Raw genomic sequence first — 22892 nt, 5'->3', positions numbered from 1 at the left:
CCGTCATCGCTTGCGCCAGACGAACAGCCCGGACATCGCGTAGTTCCACACCACGCCCATCAGTGCGCCGGCCGCGCCCGCCAGCCACCAGATCGGCTCCTGGTCGTAGACCGAGAACGCGACGCCGACATTGGCGAGCAGGCCGACGCTGCAGACCAGATAGAACAGCAGCAGGCCGCGCAGGATACCAAAGCCCTTCAGCCGCTGGTCGCGGTAGGTCAGAAAATTGTTGAGGATGAAGTTGCTGGTCATGGCGACGATCGCACCAGTGGCCTGGGCCTCCGGGAATGGCGCCTTGAACAGTTCGAGCGCGACGAACAGCACGGTGAGGTGCACCACCAGGCCGAGCCCGCCGACGGCTGCGAACAGAATGAAGCGCAGCGAGATCAGATCATTGGTCAGCTTCGCCAGCACCAGGCCGAGGAAGTCGAGCGCGACCATGGAGTCGAGCTTGCTCTCGCCATGCTGGCGCGCACCGAAGGTGTAGGGAATCTCGACCGCGCGCAGCTTGCCCTCCGCCGTCGCCACGACGTCGAGCAGAATCTTGAAGCCTTGCGTGGACAGCTGCGGCGCGAGCTGCTCGAAACGGTCGCGGCGGATCATGAAGAAGCCGCTCATGGGGTCGGCGATCTCGACCTTCAGCGTGCGGCGCGCGATCTCGGTGGCGAAGGCGCTGGCGCCGGCGCGCTGCTTGTTGAAGCCGTCGGCCTTGTAGCCCTCGATATAGCGGCTGCCGACCACGAGCTCGGCCTCGCCGCTCTGCAGCAGCGCCACCATCTTCGGCAGCTGGCTCTCGTCATGCTGGAGGTCGGCGTCCATCACCGCGGCATAGGGCGCGCTCGATGCCAGGATGCCCTCAATGCAGGCGCCGGACAGGCCGCGCCGGCCGATTCGGCGGATGCAGCGCACGCGGGAATCCTTCCGCGCCAGCGCGCGCACCACGTCCCAGGTTCCGTCGGGCGAGTTGTCGTCGACGAAGATGACTTCCCAGGACACGTCCTTCAGGGTCGCGTCGAGCCGGCGATACAGCACCGTGACGTTGTCACGTTCGTTGAAGGTCGGGACGACCACCGAAAGCTGCGGCAAACTTGCCGCCTGCGATGAGGTTTCGGGGCCAGGCTTGATGGCGTCATTCATGAGCGCCAGCGTATAGCCGCAGCCTCACCCGCTGCCAAGGCAGGCCGACCCAAACGCGCGCTCGGAAAGCGGGAAAACGGGGCAAAAACCGTTCGAAAATGCCAACGACCACGAACAAGGGGCGCGCGTACATCCGGCGCAGCCAATCAATGTCGTGGTCGTCCCAGCGCCGGAGCCCTGAAGCTGCAACGTCGCCGTTATGAACTAGTTAGGTAGCCCCCATGCGATCCGCAAGGGGCCGTCTGCAAAGGGGTCTTGGCGCTAGTTGTTGGGGACTTCCCGGATCACCGGGCCGCGTGGCGCCGGGGCCGCCGGCGCGGCTTCCGCGGCGGGAGCCACCTGCGGCTGCGCCGCGGACCGGGTCGGGTTGCGGAGCTGGCTCGGCGACGGCCCGTAGATGAACGCCGCCGCCAGCGCGACGGCCGCGACCAGTGCGCCCAAGAAACCTGCCGTCGATTGTGACCTCATGCCGATCATCCCCTCGCCTGCGCGGATTGATATCAAAAATCGGCCGGCCGCAACAGGATTTGGGAACCTATTTCGCCGCGGCCCTGCGCCGGGTGAAGGCGGTCACGATGTCCTTCTGCGCGAGCTCGATCGCGCGGTTGGCAGTCGTCAGATTCGCATCGGCATCCTGTTTCGGAAATTGCAGCGACAGGAAGTCGATCAGCGAGACCCGGAAGTTCTGCCGCTCCGAGGGACAGACATTGGCGATCAGCGAGGTGAATTCCTGGTCGGACATCGCCTTGTTGCTGTCGCGAGGATATTCGCGGGCGAGGCAATTCCAGTAAGCGTCGCGGCCGGTGATCGCGAGCTTGTGCGCATCGTCGACCTCGTCGGCCATCGCGGCGGACGATATGGCGGCGGAGGACATGATCAAGAGGGCGGCCGCAACCAGCATGCGCATTTGTTGTTCTCCATTTTGGCGCATCGTAGCGAAGAGCGACAGAGACGATAAGCACTGCCGCGCCAATCTGGCAAACTGGCCAATCACGATTATTTTGACTAGTCTTGCTTCCTGTTCCCTCCCTCACGATGAGTGCAGTCGTGGCCAAAGCTCCCACCAAGGCGACCAAGACCAAGACAGACGCAGGCAACATCTATATCGGCATCGGCGGCTGGACCTTCGAGCCGTGGCGCGGGGTGTTCTATCCGGAGAGGCTCGCGCAAGCGAAGGAGCTGTCCTACGCCGCCTCGAAGCTGACCTCGATCGAGATCAACGGCACCTATTACGGCTCGCAGAAGCCGGAGAGCTTTCGCAAATGGGCCAGCGAAGTGCCCGACGGCTTCATCTTCTCGCTGAAGGGGCCACGCTTCGCCACCAACCGCCGCGTGCTCGCCGAAGCCGGCGATTCGGTGAAGCGGTTCTATGATTCGGGCGTGCTGGAGCTGAAGGACCGGCTCGGGCCGGTGCTCTGGCAGTTTGCGCCGACCAAGAAGTTCGACGGCGCCGATTTCGGCAAGTTCCTCGAGCTGCTGCCGCGCAAGCTCGACGGCCGCGCGCTGCGCCACGTCGTCGAGGTCCGCCACGACAGTTTTTGCGTGCCCGAATTCGTCGCCCTCATTCGCGAGCACGAGGTGCCGGTGGTGTTCGCCGAGCACGGCAAATATCCAGCGATCGCCGACGTCGCGAGCGACTTCGTCTATGCCCGGCTGCAGAAGGGCAATGACGAATTGAAGACCTGCTATCCGCCGAAGCAGCTCGACGCCTGGGCCAAGCGGTTTCAGGACTGGGCCGGCGGCAGCGAGCCGGACGACCTGCCGAAGGTCGAGAAGACCGCGCCCAAGAAGGCGCCGCGCGACGTGTTCGCCTATGTGATCCACGAGGGCAAGGTCCGCGCACCGGCGGGCGCGATGGAATTGATCGAACGGGTGAAGTGAGGGAGAACCGATGGCGAAGGCGAAAAGGCTGTTCACCATCGGCTACGAGCAGACGCCGTCGAAAGCGGTGCTCGACGAGCTCCAGCACGCCGGCGTCAAGCTGCTGGTCGACGTCCGCGCGATCGCCTCCTCGCGCCGGCCCGGCTTTTCCAAGACCCAGCTCGCCGCGGGTCTCGACGAGCGCGGCATCGCCTACGTCCACCTGCGCGGTCTCGGCACCCCGAAGAGCGGACGGGAGGCGGCGCGCAGCGGGCAGTATGCGCTGCTGCACAAGATCTATTCGGCGCACCTGAAGACGGCGCAGGCCAAGGAAGAGCTCGACGAGCTGTCGGCGCTGGTCAAGCAGTCCGGCCCGGTCTGCATCCTCTGCTACGAGCGCGACCACGAACATTGCCATCGTCGCTGGATCGCCGAGATCATCGAGGAGCGCGACGGCGTCAGGATCGAGAACCTGGTCGCGCCGCAGGTCTAGCCTGCCTCGCCCGGAACGTTCAGCGTTCCCTCCATCATCTTCACGCAGCCGCCGCCGACATGCACCGACGTGACCGCGCCGCCTTGCTTGCGCACCCGCGTCAGCAAGAAGCTCGGCCGGCCCATGTCGACACCCTGCCCGATCCGCAGCCGCAATTCGCCGTCGCGCGCGGGATCGATATCGGCGAGCAGCGCCGCGCAAGCCGCGGTCGCGCTGCCGGTCGCGGGATCCTCGGACAGGCCGCTGGCGCCCGGATGGAACATGCGCGCCTGCAGGTCGAGCGGCTGCTCGCTCGCGGGCACGTCGCTTGTGTAGAAATAGACGACGTCGCGGCCGATCTCGGCCAGCGTCCTGGCGAACGCCGCCGCATCCGGCCGGGCGCGCCTCAGCGCCTCGCGCGAGGCGATCTCCACCACCAGAAACGGCAGCCCGACCGAGACGACCTGCGGGGCGTGCCGATCGGTCTTCACATCATCCGCCGTCAGCGACAGGCACGCGGCGGCTGCGATCGCGCTCACCTCGTTGGTCCGCTGCAACGCCTGCGGCGCCGTCAGCTCGGCCCCGACCACATTGCCGCCATCGGACAGTATCTCGACCGGCACGAGGCCCGTCTTCTCCTCGAACCTCAAGCGCGCCGGCGCCTTCGCGGCCCGGCTCGCCAGCACAAAGGCGGTGCCGACATTGGGATGGCCGGCGAACGGAATTTCCGAGCGCACCGTGAAGATGCGAACCTGGGCGTCGTTGGCCTTGTCCTGCGGCGGCAGCACGAAGGTCGTCTCGGAATAGTTGAACTCGGTCGCGATCGCCTGCATCGCTTCGGTCGACAGCCCTTCGGCGTCGAGCACCACGGCGAGCGGGTTGCCGCCGAAGGCGCGGTCGGTGAAAACGTCGACGGTGATATAGCGCCGCTGCATCTTGCTTGTCCTTGTGCTCCGGTCACCCGCGACCGATGACGTCATCGTAGCACAGCCGTAGCGATGCCCTTCAGAGCACTCGGTGCAATCGCCTGCAAGTCACATGCAGGCAGCTTCGCACGGCTTGAGGACACATCGACCATTGCCTCGGATCATGCGAGCGTTGCCGCCTACCCCAACTGCCAGACGTGCACCGGGTGCTCATAGCCGCGCACCGGAATTTCGCCGCGCGAGACGGCGTCGTTGCAATCGTCGCCGAGTGCCTCGCGCACCGCGGAGGAAATCAAAAACTGCGAGCCGAGCTCCTTGTTCAACGCCTCGAGCCGCGCGGCAAAATTCACGGTGTCGCCGATCACGGTGTATTCCTTGCGCCGGGGCGAGCCGATATTGCCGGCGACGACCTCGCCGATGTGGATGCCGATGCCGATGCGCAGCGGCCAGCTTGACGCCGCGTTGGTGCGCTCGTTCGCGGCGAGCATCTCACGCGCGGCGGCGACCGCCTGATGCGCGGCGTCGCCGGTTTCAAACGGCGCACCGAACAGCGCGAGAAAGCCATCGCCCAAGAACTTGTTCACGATGCCGCCATGACGATCGAGGATATCGACCAGCACCGCAAAAGCGCCGTCGAGCCTGTCCACCACCTCCTGCGGCGAGCGGGTGCGCGCGCCGGCCGTGAAGCTGCGGAAATCCACGAACATCACGGCGACGCGCCGGATGTCGCTCCCGGTGCCGGCGCCCTCCGTCATCAGACGTTCGACCACCTGCGGCGAGACGTGCTGGCCGAACAGATTGGTGATGCGATCGCGCGCGGTGGCCGCCGCGATGCTGGCCGCGAACTGCCGGCGCAGCTGCATGCCGACCGCGCCGGCCAGCACGCCGCAGATCAGGATGATCGCGCTGCGCGCGGCGTGATAGTAGATGCTGGTCTCGGCCGCGCCGCCGCCCGAGGGATGGAAGAACACCGCCATGTAGAACAGCTCGGCCGCCGCGACGAAGCCGGTGAAGGTCGAGAGCCAGAAGTCGAGCCGCAGCGTCGACAGGATGATGAAGACGAAATAGATCAGCGGCGCCACGAAGCCGAGCGCCTCCTGCGGCCCCATGCTGTTGATGTGCAGCGCCAGCACGACGGTCGGCAGCGACGTCTCGACCAGCACGCCGATGTAGCGCCGGACCACCGGCAGGTCGCGCCCCTTGCGCATGTGCCAGCTGATCGCCCCGTGCACCCAGAACTCGAACAGGATCAGCGGAATGGTGACGTAGAAGACGTAGACGGGGCTGAGGTTGCCGTGCCAGACGCGGCTGACCACGTCGGGCGCGAAGAAATACACCAGCAGGCTGATCGCCGCGAGGGTAGCGGCGGTGCCGATCAGCACCTTGATGCGGAGCAGCTCGGTGGTCATCACCTCGCGCATCAGGGCGTGGTGGAAGTCCGTCGCGACCGCCGTGGTGTCCCTGTCTGGAAATTCCGTCAATCCCTCACCCCCGTCATTCCGGCGCGCGAAGCGAACCCGGAAGCCCGAGATTCCGGGGTCGCCTCCTCGAGGCACCCCGGAATGACGCTCAGTGACAGCCATACTAGCCTCAATCGAGCGTGCGGCGGAAGCGCGTCACCGCGATCGTCATGGCGAACAGCATCAGGGCAACCAATGCGGCGGTGTCGTATTGCAGGTTCTGCATCGCCGCCCCCTTCAGCATGATGGCCCGGACGATGCGCACGAAGTGGGTCAGCGGCAGCCCCTCGCCGATATATTGCGCCCAGACCGGCATGCCCGCGAACGGAAACATGAAGCCGGACAGCAGGATGCTCGGCAGGAAGAACATCATCGAGAGTTGCATCGCCTGCAGCTGGTTCTGCACGATGGTCGAGAAGGTGTAGCCGATCGACAGATTGGTGGTGATGAACAGCGTGGTGAGCAGCGCCAACAGCGTGAGGCTGCCGAGCACCGGCACGCCGAACAGCAAAATGCCAATGGCGATGATCAGCGTGGCCTGGATGAAGCCGACCAGCACATAGGGGATGATCTTGCCGAACATCACCTCGACCGGCTTGATCGGCATCGACAGCAGGCTCTCCATGGTGCCGCGCTCGATCTCGCGCGTCACCGAGAGCGCGGTGAAGATCAGCATGGTCATGGTCAGGATGGTCCCGACCAGGCCGGGCACGATATTGAGACGCGAATCCGCCGCCGGGTTATAGCGGGCGTGGGCGCGGATCTCGAACGGCATGTCCGGGGGATCGCCGACGTGCAGATCATGCGCCAGCGCCGATTGCACCAGCGGCCCGAGTGCGCCGAGCGCCGAGCCCGACGCGACCGGGTCGGTGGCATCGGCCGCGACCAGCAGCGCCGGTCTGTCGCCGCGCCGCACCGCGCGCTCGAAGCCGCGCGGGATCTCGACGCCGAACAGCACCTTGCCGGATTGCAGCAGCTCGTCGAACTCCTCGACGGTGTGGACCTCGCGGACAAAATGGAAATAGGCGGTGTTCTCCATCGCCTTCAGGATCGAACGGCCGAGATCGCTGTCCTCCTGGGTCAGCACCGCGGTCGGCAGATTGCGCGGCGTGGTGTTGATGGCGTAGCCGAACAATGTCAGCTGCATCACCGGCAGCATGATGATCATGGCGAACGAGACGCGGTCGCGGCGAAGCTGGATGAACTCCTTGACCAGCATCGCGTAGCTGCGCCGCCAGAAGCCGAATGCCGGCTCCCTCGCCTCGCCGTTCTGGATCGTTTCCGTTGCGCTCATCGCAATTATCCCTGGAAATTATCCCTGAAAGTTGTCCTTGGAGCGCCCCATCAGGTCGATGAAGACGTCTTCGAGCGACGGCTCGCTGGCCTGCCATTGCCATTTCGAATTGTCCCGATAGGGCGCGATCGCGGCCTCGAGCGCCGCCTTGTCGCGGCCGGAGACGTGCAGGCTGGTGCCGAACGGCGCCACCATGTCGACGCCGGGCTTGTCCGTGAGCTCGGCCATCAGGCCGTTGAAATCCTCGCCCGTCACCGTCCAGGTCGACAGCGCGGAGGCGGCGATCACCTCGTCCACCGTGCCATGCGCCAGCAGATGGCCGTAGGCGATGTAGGCGATCTCGTGACAGCGCTCGGCCTCGTCCATGTAATGGGTCGAGACCAGCACGGTGAGGCCTTCGGCGGCGAGCGCGTGGATCTCGTTCCAGAAATCGCGCCGCGCCTTGGGATCGACGCCGGCGGTCGGCTCGTCCAGCAACAGCAATTGCGGATTGGGCAGCGTGCAGGCGCCGAGCGCCAGCCGCTGCTTCCAGCCGCCGGAAAGGTTGGCGGCGAGCTGCTCCTCGCGGCCCTTCAGCCCGATCCGCGCGATCATGTCGGCCGCGGCGCCGCGCGCGTCCGGCATGCCATAGAGCCGCGCCACGAATTCGAGATTCTCGCGCACCGACAGATCCTGGTAGAGGCTGAAGCGCTGCGTCATGTAGCCGACCTTGCGCTTGATCTTGTCGGCATCGCGCCGGATGTCGTAGCCGAGACAGGTGCCCTCGCCGCTGTCGGGCGTCAGCAGGCCGCACAGGATGCGGATGGTTGTGGTCTTGCCGCTGCCGTTCGGACCGAGGAAGCCGTAGATCGAACCGCGCTTGACCTGCATCGACAGGTCATGGACCACCTCGCGTCCGCCAAACGACTTGGTCAGGCCCTTCACATCGATGGCGATGGAGGCTGCGTTGGACCGCGCGCTGGTGGAGCCGCCGTTCATCTGCGCTCCGCCACCGGCGTCTTGGGGTTGAGATAAATACTGATCGGCTGACCGACGCGCAGCACATCGGGCCGGCTCGGCCGCGCCTGGATCAGATAGACCAGCTTGTTGCGCTCATCGAGGCTGTAGATGACCGGCGGCGTGTACTCCGCCGTGGTGGCGATGAAGTAGATCTTTGCCGTGAGGTCGGCGGCGCAGTTGTCGCAGGTCACCCTCACCTCGTCGCCGAGCGCGAGCTTCGGCAGCTCGGCCTCCGGCACGAAGAAGCGCAGCTTCATGTTGCCCGGCGGCATGATCGACAGCACCGGGCGCTGCGCCTGCACCATCTCGCCCTCGCGGAAATAGATCTGCTGGATCGAGCCCGCGATCGGCGCAAAGCCTTTGCGACGGTCGAGCCGGGTCTGCGAGGTGTTGACCCGCGCCTCCGCGACGCGCAGCGCCGAGACCGCGGAATCCAGATTGGCCTGGGTGCCGGCGCCGGTGCCGCGCAGCGAGGCCGCGCGGTCGTAGCTTTGCCGCGCGTTGGCGAGGGTCGCGTTGTTCTGGTTGAGATCGGCGCGCTGCAAATCGTCGTCGACCGAATAAAGCAGATCGCCGGGCTTGACCTCGTCGCCCTCGCGCACATTGAGCTTGATGACGCGGCCGGATTCATCGGGGCTGACGAAGATCATGTCGGCCTCGACCCAGCCCTGGAAACCGGGATCGCGCTTCTCGTTGCATCCGGCCAGCGCCGCCGCCAGCGCGGCTGCCGTCACGAGCCTCATCATGCGCGAGACGGTCATGGCTTGCTCCGTTCGCCGAAGATCAGGTCGAGATGAACCTTGAACATCGCCAGCCCATCGAGCGGCGCGTGCCGGGCAAACAGGCTCTGCCAGATCACCGCGACGATCGCGGGCGCCACGACGAGCTGGGGAAACTGCGCGAGCTGGCGCTGCCTGATCTCGCCGCGCGTGATGGCGAGCTGGATCAGCGCCTGCATCGCGGCCATCCCCTTCGACACCACCTCGCGGAAATAGAAGTCGGCGATCGTCGGGAAGCGCGGCCCTTCGGAGACGATCAGGCGGATGATGTCGCCGCGCCGGGTCGATACGACCTCGCGGATGAAGGTCTCGGCAAATCTCTCCACCGCATCGCGCACCGGGCCGGTGATGGTGGGTGGCGCGGCCATGCGATTGACCAAGGGCACGACGGCGGTGCGGATCAACTCCTCGAACATCGACTCCTTGTCCTTGAAGTACAGATAGAGCGTGCCCTTGGCGACGCCCGCCCGCTTGGCGACATCGTCGAGCCGCGTCGCGGCAAAGCCGCGCGCGATGAACTCGTCCATCGCCGCCTCGACGATCGCAGCGCGTCGCTCCGCCGATTTCTCGGCGCGGTTCGCGGCGGGCTTCGGCTCAGGCAGCTTTGCCGAGGCCACCTTCGGGATCCTCGCCGCGGCAGCCCGGATCGTGGTGGTCCGGCGCTTGGCAAGCCGGGAGCGGGGCGTTCTTTCGATGCGCTTTGTCATAGCCACATTATGACTGACCAGTCAGTCATAGTCAATGCGTTCAGGGAAAACGTCTGCCGGCCGGAAGCGTTCCTGTCAGCCTTCGCGGCTCCTCAAGGGTGTGCCTGGGTTCGCCATCTCGCGGCGCAAATGCCCGAGTTTGCTACTTATTTCCGCTCTCGGGAGAACAGATGGCGCAGGAAAATCGGTTGCCGATCGCACCCGCGGGCCCTGTGCAACAAGAAGGCGCAGGGGTGGCACCACAGGTGTAACCGGAGCAATCCGGCTTTCCCTGCGCGATGCGCTACGGCTCACTTCGTGCTCTCCCCGGCAAGATCGGGGGGATTTTGATACAAGCGATCGGCTAGGGGAAACGCCTATGAGCGATTGGTTACACAACCTTTCTGTGCCGTGGATGGCCTTCATCGTCTTCGGCTTCACCTATCTTGTTGCCATTCTCATTTTCGCAGGCGTTGCGATCCTGTCGACCAAGGAGCGCGCAACGTCCTTCAAATCGATCTCGCCCGGCATGTTGCCGGTGCTCGGCATCCTTTTCGGCCTGTTTGTCGCGTTCACCGCGGCACAGGTCTGGAGTGACAGCGACCGCGCCACCGCGGCGGTGAGCCGTGAAGCCAGTTCGTTGCGGGCGGTCGTCCTGCTCGCCGGCGGCCTGCCGCCGGAGCAGGAGGCGCGCCTGCGCGGCCTCGTTCGCGACTACGTCGAGGAAACGGTCGCCGTGGAATGGCCGATGATGGCGCGCCAGGCTGCATCGCTCAAGGCAGCTCCTCCGGCGCTGACCGCGGCGTTGCGGCTTGTCGTATCAACGCCCGCGCAAAACCCAGGCCAGCAGACGACGCAGCACGAGATCATCACCAATCTGAATTCGGCACTCGATGCGCGACGACAACGGATCATCGTCAGCCAGACGGAAGTCGACTCGATCAAATGGTGGTGCCTCTACCTTCAGGCCATCTGCGAGCTATTGGTCATTGCCCTTGTTCACTGCGACAACCGGTTGGGATCCGCCATCGCGATGGGCCTGTTCGCGACCGGCGTGGCAACATCGGTTCTGCTGATTGCCGCGCATGATCGACCATTCACCGGTCAGATATCGATTGCGCCGACGCCGCTGCTGCAGATCATGCCGGACAAGGAGGCCAGCCGATAAGCGCCGGACCGCACTACGCTCGCTGTCCGCTACGTGTGAAACTTCAGCCCGTCGAGGATCTTGTCGACCACCTTGCGCTCGGCGCGAATGGCGAGGCCGACCAGATTGAGCTCGCTGCGCGCGACCGCCTTCACCACCTCGCGGTTGGCGGCGTCATGCGTGGTCTTGAACATATCCTCGGTGTAAAGCGCCGGCTGCACGTTGCGCGCCAGCGCGCGCTCCAGCGCCCGCGACAGCGCAGGCCCGTCGGCGCCGTAGATCAGGATGGGCTGGCCGATCAGGGAGAGATATGTGGTCCCCGAGCCGTCCTGGTAATTCTCTCCGATACATTCGGGAAAGGAAGCGGCGATGCCGCCGGCCAGAAACGACGCCACGTTGAGCTTCTGCCAGACTTCCAGGTCGGTGCGGATCACGACCGCGATCTTGGTGTCGAACTGAATGGCGATAAATCTATCCGCAGGTTGACGACAAACGCCAGTTCTGACCGCGCATCCCTCATCTGCCCGCCAGGCGCTGACGTTCGTTTCTTAAGCAACCCACGGGCGGACCCTGCCCGCCTGAAGGGCGACGTCGCGGCCGGCGAAGCTGATATCGCTGCGGCGAAGAAGCTCAACTCACACGTCGACCGCTGGCCATGTGCGCTGCAAGGCCCGGCCCCGTGCTGGGACGGAAAGCGATAGTCAGGTCCTGCGCCGCGTAGTAGGCTTCGGGCGTTCAATTATCATCAGCATATTTCAGGGCATTGCATTATGATCAGCAAGGCCGATGTTGTTGTTATTGGTTCGGGCGGATTGGGCGCGGCCACAGCCTATTACCTGAGCAAGCGTGAAGGTCTCAGCGTCGCCCTTGTCGACAAGCATGAGATCGGATCGCAAACCTCGCCCCGCGCGGCAGGCATGGTGAGCTGCGTGCGCAAGAGCGACCTGATGATCGGCCTCATCAAGGACGCATGTCGCAAGATCGAGACGTTCACGGAAGAAACCGGTCAGCCGCTCGACTGGGTGCATTCGGGCAGCCTGAAGGTTGCGCGCCGGCCGCAGGACGCCGAAGTGATCGAGGACGACTTCGAGCGCGGACGCCGCACCGGCCTCGATGTCGAGCTGATCTCTCCGGAAGAGGCGAGCGGTCTCAATCCGTTCCTGCAGCCGGCGGGTGTCGTCGCAGTGATGCGGATCGGCGACGACCGGTATTTCGACCCGGCGCAGGTTGCCGTCGGATTCGCCAAAGCCGCGGCGGCCAATGGTGCAACCTTGCTGCCGAAGACCGACGTGCGCGCCGTCAACATCGTCGGCGGCACCGTGATCGGCGTGACCACGGCGAACGGCGTCATTGAAAGTCCGGTTGTCGTCGATGCGGCCGGCGCGTGGACACGGCAGGTCGCGGAGGCGAGCGGGATTCGCGTGCCGCTGGTGCCGACCCGCCAGCAATTGATCGTCACCGAGCCTTTGGATGGCGCGCGTGCCGACTTGCCGATGATCCGCATCATGGATGCCGCGGTGTATACCCGCCCGTGTCAGGGCGGCTTCCTGTGGGGTGTCTACGAGGAAACGCCGCGCTTCTTCGACATGCAATCGCTTGGGGCCGGCTTCGACGTCAAGGACATGCCGCTCGACATCGGCGTGCTTCATGCAGCCGCCGATGAGGTCAAGGACCAGCTCCCGTTCCTGCAAACCGCCAAGGTGCGGGAGTTTCGCGGCGGCATTCCGACGATGACCGCCGACGGCCATCATATTCTTGGCCCAGCCGCCGGCGTGGCCGGCTTCTATTTTGCGAGCGGGTGCAACGTCGCCGGTCTGTCGATCTCGCCGACCGTCGGCGAGGCGCTTGCGGCCTGGATCGTGGACGGCGAGCCGCCCGTCGATCTATCGCCGATGTCGGTCACGCGGTTCAAAGACCAATCGTGGTCTGAAGACCAATTGGAGCGCGACGCCGCCTGGCAATACCGACACTTCTACGGCGCCGTCTGAGCGTGGCTCGGACTGAGGGTTATCAGCGCGCCTTGCCAGCCAGGCGGACCTTGCGGATCGGCGGCCGCCCTACCCCTTGGCGTCGCAGGCCCAGGCGCGGATCACGCATTCCTTGCCGCCATAGTCGTAGCACTTCCTGGTCGCGGCATTGAGCGAGCTCGAGATCTTCGGCGCCACCGCATAGCCATGGGCGCCGCAGGGATTCTTCATGTCGATCGAGAGCGCGGCGCAGGCGCGCTTCATGGTGACGGTGGTGCAATCGCCCTTGCACTGCTTCAGCGCCGCGGCACGCGCCGCGCCTTCCGCCGGATAGTCGTAGGCCTGGCCGTAGGCTCCGCACCTGCCGACCGCGAACGCGCCGGCCGCGCGCGCCTTGGGCACGAAGGTCTCCACGGAGAAACGCGTGGCGCCGAGCAGCAACGTTAGAACAAGAATCGTCAGCGCGCGACGCTGCGCGGCGGCGGTCGAAATGATCAAGCGGAAATCCCCCAAAGTCCGGCGCGGACTCTACGCAGGGGTCGTTTCCAGATGGTGAATGACGGGTTGAGGGCGCAACTCCAACCACGCGTCGTCCCGGCGAAAGCCGGGACCCATAACCACAGGCTTGAGTTATTGAAAGAAGCTGTGGCCCCAACGTCGCGCAATCATCACCGTCGGTGGTAATGGGTCCCGGCCTTCGCCGGGACGACGCGGATAGTGTTTAACTCCGCCGCGCCGCTTCCAGCGCCTGCGGCGTGTCGATGTCGAGGAAGGCGCTGTTGCCTTCGACAGGGACCTCGGCGACCACCTCGGCATGCTTGGTGACCAGGTGACGCGCGCCGATGTCGCCGTCCAGCGTCATCAGCTCCTTGAAGAAGCGCCGCGACCACAGCACCGGATTGCCGCGGCGGCCCTCGCTGACGGGGACCGCGATCAGATGGCCGCGGTCCGGCGCGAAGGTCTCGATCAGGCGATCGATCAGCTTCGCATCGATCAGCGGCATGTCGCCGAGGCAGACGATCGCGCCGTCGGCGCTGTCGGACACCGCCGAGATGCCCGCCTTGACCGAGCTGGCGAGGCCGCCGGCGAAATCCGGGTTGCGGACGAGCTTGACCTTGAGGCCATCGAGCGCCTGCTCGACCAGCTCGGCTTGATGCCCGGTGACGACGATCACCTCGGAGGCCTTCGACGCCAGAGCCTGCTCGGCGACGATGCGCGCGAGCTTCTTGCCGTCGAGCTCGGCGAGCAGCTTGTTCGGGCCGCCCATCCGGGTCGAGCGGCCGGCGGCGAGCACGATCGCCGCGACATTGCGGTTGCCTTCGGTGTCCGGCACGGTGCGCGGCTGCGGCCGCGTCACGATCTCGATCAGCAGGCCGCCGACGCCCATGCCGGTGAGATCCGACCGCGTCACCTTGATGCCGGCGAGCAGCCGCATCAAGACCCAGTCAAAGCCGTTCTCGACCGGCGAGCGCGCGCAGCCCGGCGCGCCCAAGACCGGCACGCCGCCGGCGCTGCCGATCAGCAGCAGATTGCCCGGATCGACCGGCATGCCGAAATGCTCGACCGCGCCGCCGATCTCGGTGATCGCAGCGGGAATGACATCGCGGCGGTCGGCGATCGCGGACGCGCCGAACACGATGACGAGCTCGGCGCCCAGCTCGAGCAATTCCTTGATCGAGGCGGCGAGCACCGTTTCGTCATGCTGCACGCGGCGCTCGGCAATGATGGTGGCACCGGCCGGCGCGAGCCGTTCGGCGGTGACGCGCAGCGTCTTGTCGATCACCTTCGGCGCGAGGCCCGGCAGCAGCGTCGAGACCACGCCGACCTTCCGGATCACATAGGGCGCGATGCGCAGCGTGTCCTTGCCGGCCACCGCGACGGCGACATCGCGTAAGCGCCCCTCGACGCCGAACGGGATCAGCTTGACGGTTGCGATCATCTCGCCTTCGACCACCGGCTTGAACGCGGCGAGGGTTGCGAAGGTGATGGCCTCGTCGACGTCGTTGATGCGGTCGACCGCGGCGCGATCGATCACCAGCACGCCGGGGCGGGCCGCGAACAGATTGGCGCGGCCGGTGAAGGCGCGCTCGACATTGACGCCCTCGCCCGCCACCGCCTGCGCGATGCTGGCGGCCGCGGCGTCCTCGGAGACGTCGCCCTCGTCAAGCCGGACCACGACGATCTCGTCGACGCCGGCCTTGGTCAGCGCCTCGACCTCGGCGGGGCCGATCGTGGTGCCCTTCTTGAGCACCAGCGCACCCTGGCGGAGGGTGTGAACGGTGACGCCGCCAATCGCGTCGGCCGGACTGGCGGGACCGAATTTCATGCCGCTTCTTCTTTTTGCTTGGAGTTTTCTTTGGGAGGCAGGCGCAGCTGCGCGGTGATCTCGGCCATGATCGCAACCGCGATCTCCGACGGCGACACCGCGCCGATATCGAGGCCGATCGGCGCGTGGATGCGCGCGATGTCGCTGTCCCTGGCGCCCTGCGCGCGCAGCCGCTCGGCGCGCTTGGCGTGGGTCTTCCGCGAGCCGAGCGCGCCGATATAGAAGCAGTCGCGGTCGAAGGCGTGCAGCAGCGCCGGATCATCGATCTTCGGATCATGCGTTACCGCGACGAAGGCGGTGTAGTGATCGACGTTGAGCGGCGGCAACGCGACGTCGGGCCATTCGGCGACCAGCGGCACGTCGGGGAAGCGCTCCGGGCTCGCAAACGCGGTGCGCGGATCGACCACCGTGACGTCATAGTCGAGCGAGCGCGCCAGCGGCGCCAGCGCCTGGCTGATATGGACCGCGCCGATGATCACGAGCTTTGCGGTCGGCGCGTAGACGTTGAGGAACAGCTTCTTGGTCCCGACCTCGACATTGCCGCTCTTGCCCATCCGCAGCTGCTTTGCGAGCTCGGCGCGCAGCGGATCGGCGGCGATGTCCGCGGCCTTCACCAGGCGCTGATCGCCATTGGCGGTGTCGGTGACGATGATCACCGGGCGGCGCGCGGCGCGCTCGGCGTTCAGCTCTTTCAGGATCTCGAGTTTCACGGCTAACCGACCTTCTCGACGAAGACGCGGATGGTGCCGCCGCAGGACAGGCCGACATTCCAGGCGGTCTCGTCGGCGACGCCGAATTCGAGCATTTTGGGCTGGCCGCTCGCGATGACGTCGAGCGCTTCCGTCACGACCGCGCCCTCGACGCAGCCGCCGGAGACCGAGCCGAGGAACGTGCCGTCGTCATTGATGACGAGGCTCGAGCCGGCCGGGCGCGGCGCCGAGCCCCAGGTCTCGACCACGGTGGCAAGCGCCACGCCATGGCCCTCCTTCTGCCAGGTCTCGGCGGCCTGCAGGATGTCTTCGTCGCGGTTCAGCATGGCGGCCTCCTGTGAAATCGGATGCTTCTTAGGCTACAGAGCGGATCAGGCTGCGGTGGTGCGCCGGCGGCGGGGATGACAGCGCCCCGATCAAGCCCTTGATGGACGTCAAGTTATGCACCGGGCGAAATTCGTCAACGTGGGGCAACATCATTTTGATGCCCTGCGCCTTGGCCTCGAAGCCAGAGTAGCGCAGCAGCGGATTGAGCCAGATCAGGCGGCGGCAGGAACGGTGCAATCGGTCCATCTCGAAGGCCAGTTTGGCATCAGCTTCCCGTTCTAGTCCATCGGATATAAGGAGGACGATGGCGCCCTGCCCGAGCACCCGGCGGGCCCAGAGCTGGTTGAAGCTGTGCAGCGAGGTCGCGATCCGGGTCCCGCCGGCCCAGTCCTCGACCGAGGACGAGCAGCTCGCCAGCGCCTCGTCGGGGTCACGGGCCCGCAACGCCCGCGTCACATTGGTGAGGCGGGTGCCGAACAGGAACACCGAGACCCGCTTGCGGGCGTCGGTGATGGCATGCAGGAAATGCAGGAACAGGCGGGTGTACTCGCTCATCGAGCCCGAGATATCGAGCAGCGCCACGATCGGCGCCGGCTTCTCGATCCGGCCGAGCTTTCTGATATCGATGATCTCGCCGCCGGTGCGCAGCGAGTTGCGCACGGTGCGGCGCATGTCGAGCCGCAAACCCCGCGCGTCCGGCTGGTAGCGGCGGGTCACGAGCTCGGCCTGCGGCAGCCGCATCTTGGCGATCTCGCGCGTCACCTCGGCGATCTCCGCCGCGGTCATCTGCGCAAAATCCTTCTTCTGCAGGATTTCCTTGTCGGAGACCGAGAGCTTGAGCTCCTGCTCCTGCTCCTGGGCCTGCGGACGCTCCTCGCTCTTCGCCGGCTGCGCCATCGCCTCCTGGACGCGGCGCGAGGCCGGCGGCGGTTTCTTCCTGGCGTGGTCCGGCAGCGGGACGGAATCCAGCATGCTCTTCCACTCCTCGGCTGCGCGGAAGAACAGCATAAAGGCCTGGCGGAAGATCAGCGCGTGCTCATGGCGCTTGACGAAGATCGCTTCCAGCGTGGCGTAGAAGTCACCGCGATGCCCGACCTCGATCAGCTGCAGCGCGTCGAGCGCATCGATCACCGAGCCCGGTCCGACCGGGAGCCCGGCCGCCCGCAGCGCGCGGGCAAAGCCGATCACGTTGTCGGCCATGTGGCCGGTCGGAGGCGCGAGGTGGTTGATCGCCATTGTTGTTTGGCCTCGTCATTCCGGACCGCACGAAGTGCGGATCCGGAATCTGGAGATTGCGGCGCGAGATTCCGGGTTCACGCTTCGCGTGCCCCGGAATGACGGCTAGTCGCTCGTCGCTTCCTTCAATGTCTTCTGCAGCGCATCGCCCTGCATGCGCGCGATGTCGTCCTGATACTTCAAGAGCGCGCCCAGCGTGTCGCCGACGACCTGCGGCGTCAGCGAGCGGGCGTCGAGCTCGGACAGCGCGGTGGCCCAGTCGATGGTCTCGGCGACGCCCGGCGACTTGTAGAAATCCTGGTTGCGCAGCGCCTGCACGAAGCGGACGACCTGCTGCGACAGCTTTGCGGAAATGTTCGGCACCCGCGACTTGACGATCGCGAGCTCGCGCTCGGCGGAGGGATAATCCACCCAGTGATAGAGGCAGCGCCGCTTCAGCGCGTCATGAATCTCGCGCGTGCGGTTCGAGGTGATGATCACGATCGGCGGCGCCGGCGCCTTCACGGTGCCGAGCTCGGGGATCGTGACCTGGAAGTCGCTGAGGATTTCCAACAGATACGCCTCGAACGCCTCGTCGGCGCGGTCGAGCTCGTCGATCAGCAGCACCGGAGGACCTGCGACATCGGGCTCGAGCGCCTGCAGCAGCGGCCGCTTGATCAGGAAGCGCTCGGCGAAAATGTCGCTCGCGAGCTGGTCGCGATCGGTGTCGCCGGAAGCCTCCGCAAGGCGGATCGCGATCATCTGCGCCGCGCTGCTCCACTCGTAGACGGCGGAGGCGACGTCGAGGCCTTCATAGCATTGCAGGCGGATCAGCTTGCGCCCGAGCGCCGCCGACAACACCTTCGCGATCTCGGTCTTGCCGACACCGGCTTCGCCTTCGAGGAACAGCGGCCGGCCCATCCGCAGCGCGAGATAGGTCACGGTCGCGAGCGACCGCTCGGCGAGATAGCCGCGCGACGTCAAGAGATCCTCGAGCGCATCGACGGAAGTGGGTAACGCCGATGCACTCATGGAACAGCCAGTCTTCGAACGAGAGTGAGCAAAGTCACGTCTTGGTACTTAGTCCTTGGCGTTCGCGGTTTCCACCGCCCTGCGCGTCAAAACGCCGATCAGATGCGCGCGGTATTCCGCACTGCCGTGCAGGTCGCTGTTCAGCCCGTCGGCCGAAACCGCGATGCCGTCGAGCACCTTGTGCGAGAAGCGCTTCTTAAGAGCGTCCTCGAACGCGGTGACGCGGAATACGCCGTCGGAGCCCGCACCGGTGACCGCGACGCGCACGTCGGACGGACGCTTGGCCACGAACACGCCGACCAACGCATAACGCGAGGCCTGGTTGCGGAACTTGACGTAGGCCGCCTTCTTCGGCAGCGGGAACATCACCTTGGTGATGATTTCGTCGGCTTCCAGCGCGGTCGAGAACAGGCCCTGGAAATACTCCTCGGCCTTGAGGCGGCGCTTGTTAGTGACGATGGTCGCGCCCAGCGCCAGCACCGCGGCCGGATAGTCGGCGGTCGGGTCGTTGTTGGCGAGCGAGCCGCCGATGGTGCCGCGGTGGCGCACCGCGGGATCGCCGATCAGGCCGGCCAGCTCGGCCAGCGCCGGGATCGCCTCGCCCACGACCGCGGAGTTCGCGACTTCGGCGTGCTTGGCGGTGGCGCCGATGACCAGCGAGCGGCCCTTCATCTCGATCGTGTCGAGACCTTCGATATGGGAGAGGTCAACCAGATGCGGCGGGCTGGCGAGCCGCTGCTTCATGACCGGCACCAGCGTGTGACCGCCGGCGATCAGCTTGGCGTCCTCGTTCTTCACCAGGAGGTTGGCAGCCTGCCGCACGGTGCCGGGACGGTGATATTTGAATTCGTACATTGGAATGTCCTGATCGCGGATCGCGATATTTACTGGGGCATGATCTTTTCGGAAAACCGCTTCACACTTTTCCGGATCATGCCCTAAGCGAGGTCCGATTTGGCCATCGCCTTGGCGCCGGCGGCGATCGAAGCGACGATGTTCTGGTAGCCGGTGCAGCGGCACAGATTGCCTTCCAGCTCCTCGCGGATCACCTCGTCGGAGAGCTCGTGGCCCTTGCGATGGACCAGGTCGACCGCGGTCATGATCATGCCCGGCGTGCAGAAGCCGCACTGCAGGCCGTGATGCTCGCGGAAGGCCTCCTGCATCGGATGCAGCGGCGCGCCATCGGCCGCCAGCCCCTCGATGGTCTTGACCTCATGACCGTCGGCCATCACCGCAAGCGTCGTGCAGGACTTCACCGCCTTGCCGTCCAGATGCACGACGCAGGCGCCGCACTGCGAGGTGTCGCAGCCGACATGGGTGCCGGTCAGCCGCAGGTTTTCGCGCAGAAACTGGACCAGAAGGGTACGGGGGTCGACATTCGCGTTCACGGGGTTGCCGTTCACGATCATTGAAATCTTGGCCATCAGCACTCTCTTATCTGCGCCACCGCATATCGGCGAAGCAGGCGGTTTTAAATCATTCCAGACGGCATAATATGGGCGCGCCCCGCGATGGGCAACCTTTCGAGCCACCCATCCAGGACATAACGGCAAGACATGGCCGGACCTGAATAATCCAGCCGAAAGGCGGGGCTAACCCTGCACCGCCTTGGCGAAATTTGCAAAGAATTCATCGGCCAGCTTCTTGGCGGCGCCGTTGATCAGGCGCTGGCCGAGCTGGGCGAGCTTGCCGCCGATCTGCGCCTCCACATTGTAGCTCAGAAGCGTGCCGCCATCCTTGTCGGCAAGGCCAACGGTGGCGCCGCCCTTGGCGAAGCCGGCGACCCCGCCCTCGCCTTCGCCTGAGATCTTGTAGCCGTTCGGCGGGTCGAGATCGCTCAATGTGACCTTGCCCTTGAAGCGGGCAGAGACCGGGCCGACCTTCATCTTGGCGGTGGCGCGGAAGCCGCGGTCGTCGGTCTTCTCCAGCTCTTCGCAGCCGGGAATGCAGGCCTTCAACACTTCGGGATCGTTGAGCTTGTCCCACACAGCCTGGCGCGGCGCTGCAAGCTGGACTTCGCCGGTCATTGTCATGGCCATGGGGGATCTCCTCGATCGCTAGAACCTTTTCCCCCAAGTAAAGCAGCCGGGGCGCAAAGGAAAGGGCACCTTCGGAGGATGAGCGATGCATATTCGCAACCGCAGCAAGCCAAGCCCGTTGTTCACGAAATCGCGCAATCCGCGGTGTTGAAAATGCAGGCAGCTCCGGGGCATTGGCAGGGACGCGCGGGAATGGTTAGGTCGCCGGCCATGAGCACAGCCCTCTCTCCCCTGCTCGCGCCGATGCTGTCGAGCGCCGCGATGCGCGCGGTGTGCGACGACGCCGCCATGCTGCAGAACATGCTGGATTTCGAGGCCGCGCTGGCCCGCGCCGAGGTGGCCTGCGGGATGATTCCCGCAGCTGGCGCGGGACCGATCGCCAGCGCCTGCAAGGCCGAATCATTCGACCTGGCCGCGCTGGCCGACGCCGCGACGCGGTCCGGCAATTTGGCGATCCCGCTGGTGAAGGCCCTGACCGCCAACGTCGCCAAGGCGGATGCCGAGGCGGCGCGCTACGTGCATTGGGGCGCGACCAGCCAGGACGTCATCGACACTGCGACGATGCTGTCGTTGCGCGCGGGGATCGACGCGCTGCTGGCCGACCTCGACCGCGCCGTTGCCGGCTTCGGCAAGCTTGCGCGCGCCCATCGCGACACCGCCGTGGTGGCGCGGACCTGGCTGCAGCACGCCCTGCCGATGCCGTTCGGCCTCAAGCTCGCCGAATATGCCGCGGCGCTGCATCGCTCCCGCAAGCGCTTGCTGCGCCTGCGCCGCGAGACGCTGGCGCTGCAATTCGGCGGCGCCGCCGGGACGCTCGCCGCGCTTGGCGACAAGGGCCTCGCGGTCGCCGCCGCCCTTGCGCAAGAGCTCGATCTGCCGCTGCCGGATGCACCCTGGCATACCCATCGCGACCGCATCGCCGAGGCCGCGTCGGTGTTCGCGATCCTCGCCGGCAGCTGCGGCAAGATCGCACGCGACGTTTCGCTGATGATGCAGACGGATGTCGGCGAAGCCTTCGAGCCAGCCGGCGCCGGCCGCGGCGGCTCCTCGACCATGCCGCACAAGCGCAATCCGGTCGCCGCCGCAAGCGCGCTGGGCGCCGCGACCATGGCGCCGAATCTTGCCGCCACGATCTTCGCCGCGCAGGTGCAGGACCATGAGCGCAGCGCCGGCCCGTGGCATGCGGAATGGCCGACCTTGCCGGGCCTGATGCTGGTGACCTCGGGCGCGCTTGCCGCCATCGTCGACCTCGCCGAGGGGCTCGAGGTCGATGCGGCGCGGATGCGCAGCAATCTCGACGCGACCCATGGGTTGATCATGGCGGAAGCCGTCACCTTCGCGCTCGCCGACAAGATCGGCAAGAGCGACGCCTACCATCTGATCGAGGCCGCCAGCAAGCGCGCGGTCGCAGAGAAGAAGCATCTGCGCGAGGTGCTGTCGGCGGACGCCAAGGTCACCGCACATCTCGACGCGAAACGAATCGCGGAGCTGTTCGACCCGATGGCCTATCAGGGCGCCTCGCAGGCGCTGATCGACCGCCTGCTGGCTTCACTGGATGACAAATAGCGACGATGTCGTTGCCGGACAAAAGCGCGAAGCGCGTCTTCGCGCAGATGACCCGGCAAGCGCATGACGAGAGGGACAAGACGATGCCGATGATCAACACCGACGGGTGCCTGCTCAACGTTCAGGTGGACGGCCGCGACGGCGGACCGACCTTGATGCTGTCGAACTCGCTCGGCTGCACCTTGCAGATGTGGGAGCCGCAGATGCGGGCACTGACGCAGCTGTTCCGCGTCATCCGCTACGACCGCCGGGGTCACGGCAAATCCGGCGTGCCGGCGGGCCCCTACTCCATGGAGCGGTTCGGCCGCGACGTGCTGGCGATCCTCGACGACCTCAACATCGAGAAGGTGCACTGGTGCGGGCTGTCGATGGGCGGCATGGTCGGACAGTGGCTGGGAGCGAATGCCCCGGAAAGATTCGGCAAGATCATCCTCGCCAACACCGCCTGCTACTATCCCGATCCGACCAACTGGCTGAATCGCATCAAGGCGGTGAAGGAAGGCGGCATCGCCGCCGTCGCCGACACCGTGATCGCGGGCTGGCTGACCGCCGATTTCCGCGAGCGCGAGCCGGAGACCGCGGCGCGCATGAAGGCGATGCTGGTTGCCTCGCCGGTCGAAGGCTATCTCGCCTGCTGCGAGGCGCTGTCGACACTCGACCAGCGCGCGCTGCTGCCCAGGATCAAGAGCCCGACCCTGGTGATCGCAGGCAAGCAGGACATGGCGACGCCGGTGTCGGCGGGCGAAATGATCCGCGGCGGCATTCCCGGCGCCAGCATGACACTGCTCGATGCCGCGCACATTTCCAATGTCGAGCAGTCGCACGCCTTCACCGAAGCCGTGGTCGGCTTCCTGACGCAACGCTAATCCACAACCACAGACGTCATTGCGAGGAGCAAAGCGACGAAGCAATCCATGCCTCGGCAATCGGTGAGATGGATTGCTTCGCTT

The 22892-nt window shown here is 65.8% G+C and carries 25 protein-coding genes; 6 read left to right on the top strand and 19 right to left on the bottom strand.

All coding sequences use genetic code 11. The features are described from left to right. Positions 1-3: 3 nt before the first annotated feature. From QJT82_RS22635 to QJT82_RS22625, 3 genes are all read right to left on the bottom strand, one after another. Positions 4-1137, bottom strand: coding sequence for a glycosyltransferase family 2 protein (locus tag QJT82_RS22635; RefSeq protein WP_028339945.1), 1134 nt, complete (start codon positions 1135-1137; stop codon positions 4-6). A 261-nt stretch (positions 1138-1398) separates the two neighbouring features. Continuing rightward, positions 1399-1605, bottom strand: coding sequence for a hypothetical protein (locus QJT82_RS22630; RefSeq protein WP_028339944.1), 207 nt, complete (start codon positions 1603-1605; stop codon positions 1399-1401). 67 nt (positions 1606-1672) lie between these two features. Continuing rightward, positions 1673-2044 (bottom strand): hypothetical protein, encoded by a 372-nt coding sequence (locus QJT82_RS22625; protein WP_028339943.1) that lies wholly within the window; start codon positions 2042-2044, stop codon positions 1673-1675. A 140-nt stretch (positions 2045-2184) separates the two neighbouring features. Here QJT82_RS22625 and QJT82_RS22620 point away from each other — a divergent pair, with 140 nt between their 5' ends. Together QJT82_RS22620 and QJT82_RS22615 are read left to right on the top strand one after the other, a co-directional pair. Beyond that, entirely contained in the window at positions 2185-3018 is an 834-nt protein-coding gene (locus QJT82_RS22620) for a DUF72 domain-containing protein (protein WP_028339942.1), read from the top strand. 10 nt (positions 3019-3028) lie between these two features. Beyond that, positions 3029-3490: a DUF488 domain-containing protein gene (locus QJT82_RS22615; protein WP_028339941.1), complete on the top strand. Its 462-nt coding sequence runs from the start codon at positions 3029-3031 to the stop codon at positions 3488-3490. Here QJT82_RS22615 and QJT82_RS22610 read toward each other — a convergent pair. The 6 genes from QJT82_RS22610 to QJT82_RS22585 all read right to left on the bottom strand — a co-directional run bounded on the left by QJT82_RS22610 (position 3487) and on the right by QJT82_RS22585 (position 9640). Beyond that, positions 3487-4404: a PhzF family phenazine biosynthesis protein gene (locus tag QJT82_RS22610; RefSeq protein ID WP_028339940.1), complete on the bottom strand. Its 918-nt coding sequence runs from the start codon at positions 4402-4404 to the stop codon at positions 3487-3489. The genes QJT82_RS22615 and QJT82_RS22610 overlap by 4 nt on opposite strands. Positions 4405-4574: 170 nt before the next feature. After that, entirely contained in the window at positions 4575-5816 is a 1242-nt protein-coding gene (locus QJT82_RS22605) for an adenylate/guanylate cyclase domain-containing protein (protein ID WP_245288683.1), read from the bottom strand. 169 nt (positions 5817-5985) lie between these two features. Further along, positions 5986-7149, bottom strand: coding sequence for an ABC transporter permease (locus QJT82_RS22600; RefSeq protein ID WP_028339938.1), 1164 nt, complete (start codon positions 7147-7149; stop codon positions 5986-5988). Positions 7150-7167: 18 nt separating this feature from the next. Beyond that, positions 7168-8127, bottom strand: coding sequence for an ABC transporter ATP-binding protein (locus tag QJT82_RS22595; protein WP_028339937.1), 960 nt, complete (start codon positions 8125-8127; stop codon positions 7168-7170). After that, positions 8124-8909, bottom strand: coding sequence for an efflux RND transporter periplasmic adaptor subunit (locus tag QJT82_RS22590; RefSeq protein WP_028339936.1), 786 nt, complete (start codon positions 8907-8909; stop codon positions 8124-8126). Before QJT82_RS22590 ends, QJT82_RS22595 begins: the two co-directional genes overlap by 4 nt. Beyond that, positions 8906-9640 (bottom strand): TetR/AcrR family transcriptional regulator, encoded by a 735-nt coding sequence (locus QJT82_RS22585; protein ID WP_035631209.1) that lies wholly within the window; start codon positions 9638-9640, stop codon positions 8906-8908. The genes QJT82_RS22590 and QJT82_RS22585 overlap by 4 nt, the downstream gene beginning before the upstream one ends. Before the next feature lie 133 nt (positions 9641-9773). Between QJT82_RS22585 and QJT82_RS22580 the strand changes: the two genes are divergently transcribed. Beyond that, positions 9774-10781 (top strand): DUF4239 domain-containing protein, encoded by a 1008-nt coding sequence (locus QJT82_RS22580; RefSeq protein ID WP_245288682.1) that lies wholly within the window; start codon positions 9774-9776, stop codon positions 10779-10781. A gap of 29 nt (positions 10782-10810) precedes the next feature. Here QJT82_RS22580 and QJT82_RS22575 read toward each other — a convergent pair whose 3' ends face one another. Then, the gene (locus QJT82_RS22575; RefSeq protein ID WP_028339933.1) at positions 10811-11221 is read right to left on the bottom strand and encodes a DUF2000 family protein; all 411 of its coding nucleotides are present in this window, start codon (positions 11219-11221) and stop codon (positions 10811-10813) included. Positions 11222-11530: 309 nt separating this feature from the next. On the opposite strand from QJT82_RS22575, the gene QJT82_RS22570 reads away from it, so the two are divergent. Further along, positions 11531-12748, top strand: a complete 1218-nt coding sequence (locus QJT82_RS22570) for an FAD-binding oxidoreductase (RefSeq protein ID WP_028339932.1) — start codon at positions 11531-11533, stop codon at positions 12746-12748. 69 nt (positions 12749-12817) lie between these two features. Here the strand turns inward: QJT82_RS22570 and QJT82_RS22565 are convergent, their stop codons facing one another. The 9 genes from QJT82_RS22565 to QJT82_RS22525 all read right to left on the bottom strand — a co-directional run bounded on the left by QJT82_RS22565 (position 12818) and on the right by QJT82_RS22525 (position 20376). Next, positions 12818-13168 carry a DUF4189 domain-containing protein gene (locus QJT82_RS22565; RefSeq protein ID WP_051447784.1) on the bottom strand — a complete coding sequence of 117 codons (351 nt, stop codon included), beginning with the start codon at positions 13166-13168 and terminating at the stop codon, positions 12818-12820. A gap of 280 nt (positions 13169-13448) precedes the next feature. Continuing rightward, positions 13449-15053, bottom strand: a complete 1605-nt coding sequence (locus QJT82_RS22560; protein ID WP_028339930.1) for a molybdopterin-binding/glycosyltransferase family 2 protein — start codon at positions 15051-15053, stop codon at positions 13449-13451. After that, positions 15050-15763, bottom strand: coding sequence for an XdhC family protein (locus QJT82_RS22555; protein WP_028339929.1), 714 nt, complete (start codon positions 15761-15763; stop codon positions 15050-15052). Before QJT82_RS22555 ends, QJT82_RS22560 begins: the two co-directional genes overlap by 4 nt. A gap of 2 nt (positions 15764-15765) precedes the next feature. After that, on the bottom strand, positions 15766-16089 hold the full coding sequence (locus QJT82_RS22550; RefSeq protein WP_018272401.1) for an XdhC family protein: 324 nt from the start codon (positions 16087-16089) through the stop codon (positions 15766-15768). Positions 16090-16117: 28 nt separating this feature from the next. Further along, complete coding sequence (locus tag QJT82_RS22545; protein WP_028339928.1) at positions 16118-17326, bottom strand: VWA domain-containing protein; 1209 nt, start codon at positions 17324-17326, stop codon at positions 16118-16120. A gap of 105 nt (positions 17327-17431) precedes the next feature. Next, entirely contained in the window at positions 17432-18337 is a 906-nt protein-coding gene (locus tag QJT82_RS22540; RefSeq protein WP_028336801.1) for a MoxR family ATPase, read from the bottom strand. Between the two features lie 48 nt (positions 18338-18385). Next, the gene (locus QJT82_RS22535; RefSeq protein WP_016840415.1) at positions 18386-19192 is read right to left on the bottom strand and encodes a xanthine dehydrogenase family protein subunit M; all 807 of its coding nucleotides are present in this window, start codon (positions 19190-19192) and stop codon (positions 18386-18388) included. Between the two features lie 83 nt (positions 19193-19275). After that, complete coding sequence (locus tag QJT82_RS22530; protein WP_016840414.1) at positions 19276-19761, bottom strand: (2Fe-2S)-binding protein; 486 nt, start codon at positions 19759-19761, stop codon at positions 19276-19278. Between the two features lie 168 nt (positions 19762-19929). Next, entirely contained in the window at positions 19930-20376 is a 447-nt protein-coding gene (locus QJT82_RS22525) for a carbon monoxide dehydrogenase subunit G (protein ID WP_028339927.1), read from the bottom strand. A 210-nt stretch (positions 20377-20586) separates the two neighbouring features. On the opposite strand from QJT82_RS22525, the gene QJT82_RS22520 reads away from it, so the two are divergent. Together QJT82_RS22520 and pcaD are read left to right on the top strand one after the other, a co-directional pair. Then, complete coding sequence (locus QJT82_RS22520; protein ID WP_028339926.1) at positions 20587-21942, top strand: 3-carboxy-cis,cis-muconate cycloisomerase; 1356 nt, start codon at positions 20587-20589, stop codon at positions 21940-21942. Positions 21943-22025: 83 nt separating this feature from the next. Beyond that, a complete protein-coding gene (gene pcaD, locus QJT82_RS22515; RefSeq protein ID WP_028339925.1) occupies positions 22026-22808 on the top strand; it encodes a 3-oxoadipate enol-lactonase in 783 nt (260 codons plus the stop codon). The last annotated feature ends 84 nt before the right edge of the window (positions 22809-22892 follow it).

Source organism: Bradyrhizobium sp. Mp19, assembly GCF_029952935.1.
Classification (GTDB): Bacteria; Pseudomonadota; Alphaproteobacteria; order Rhizobiales; family Xanthobacteraceae; genus Bradyrhizobium; species Bradyrhizobium elkanii.
Note: the sequence above shows the minus strand (reverse complement) of the source record. Positions and strands in the feature narration are given on the sequence as shown.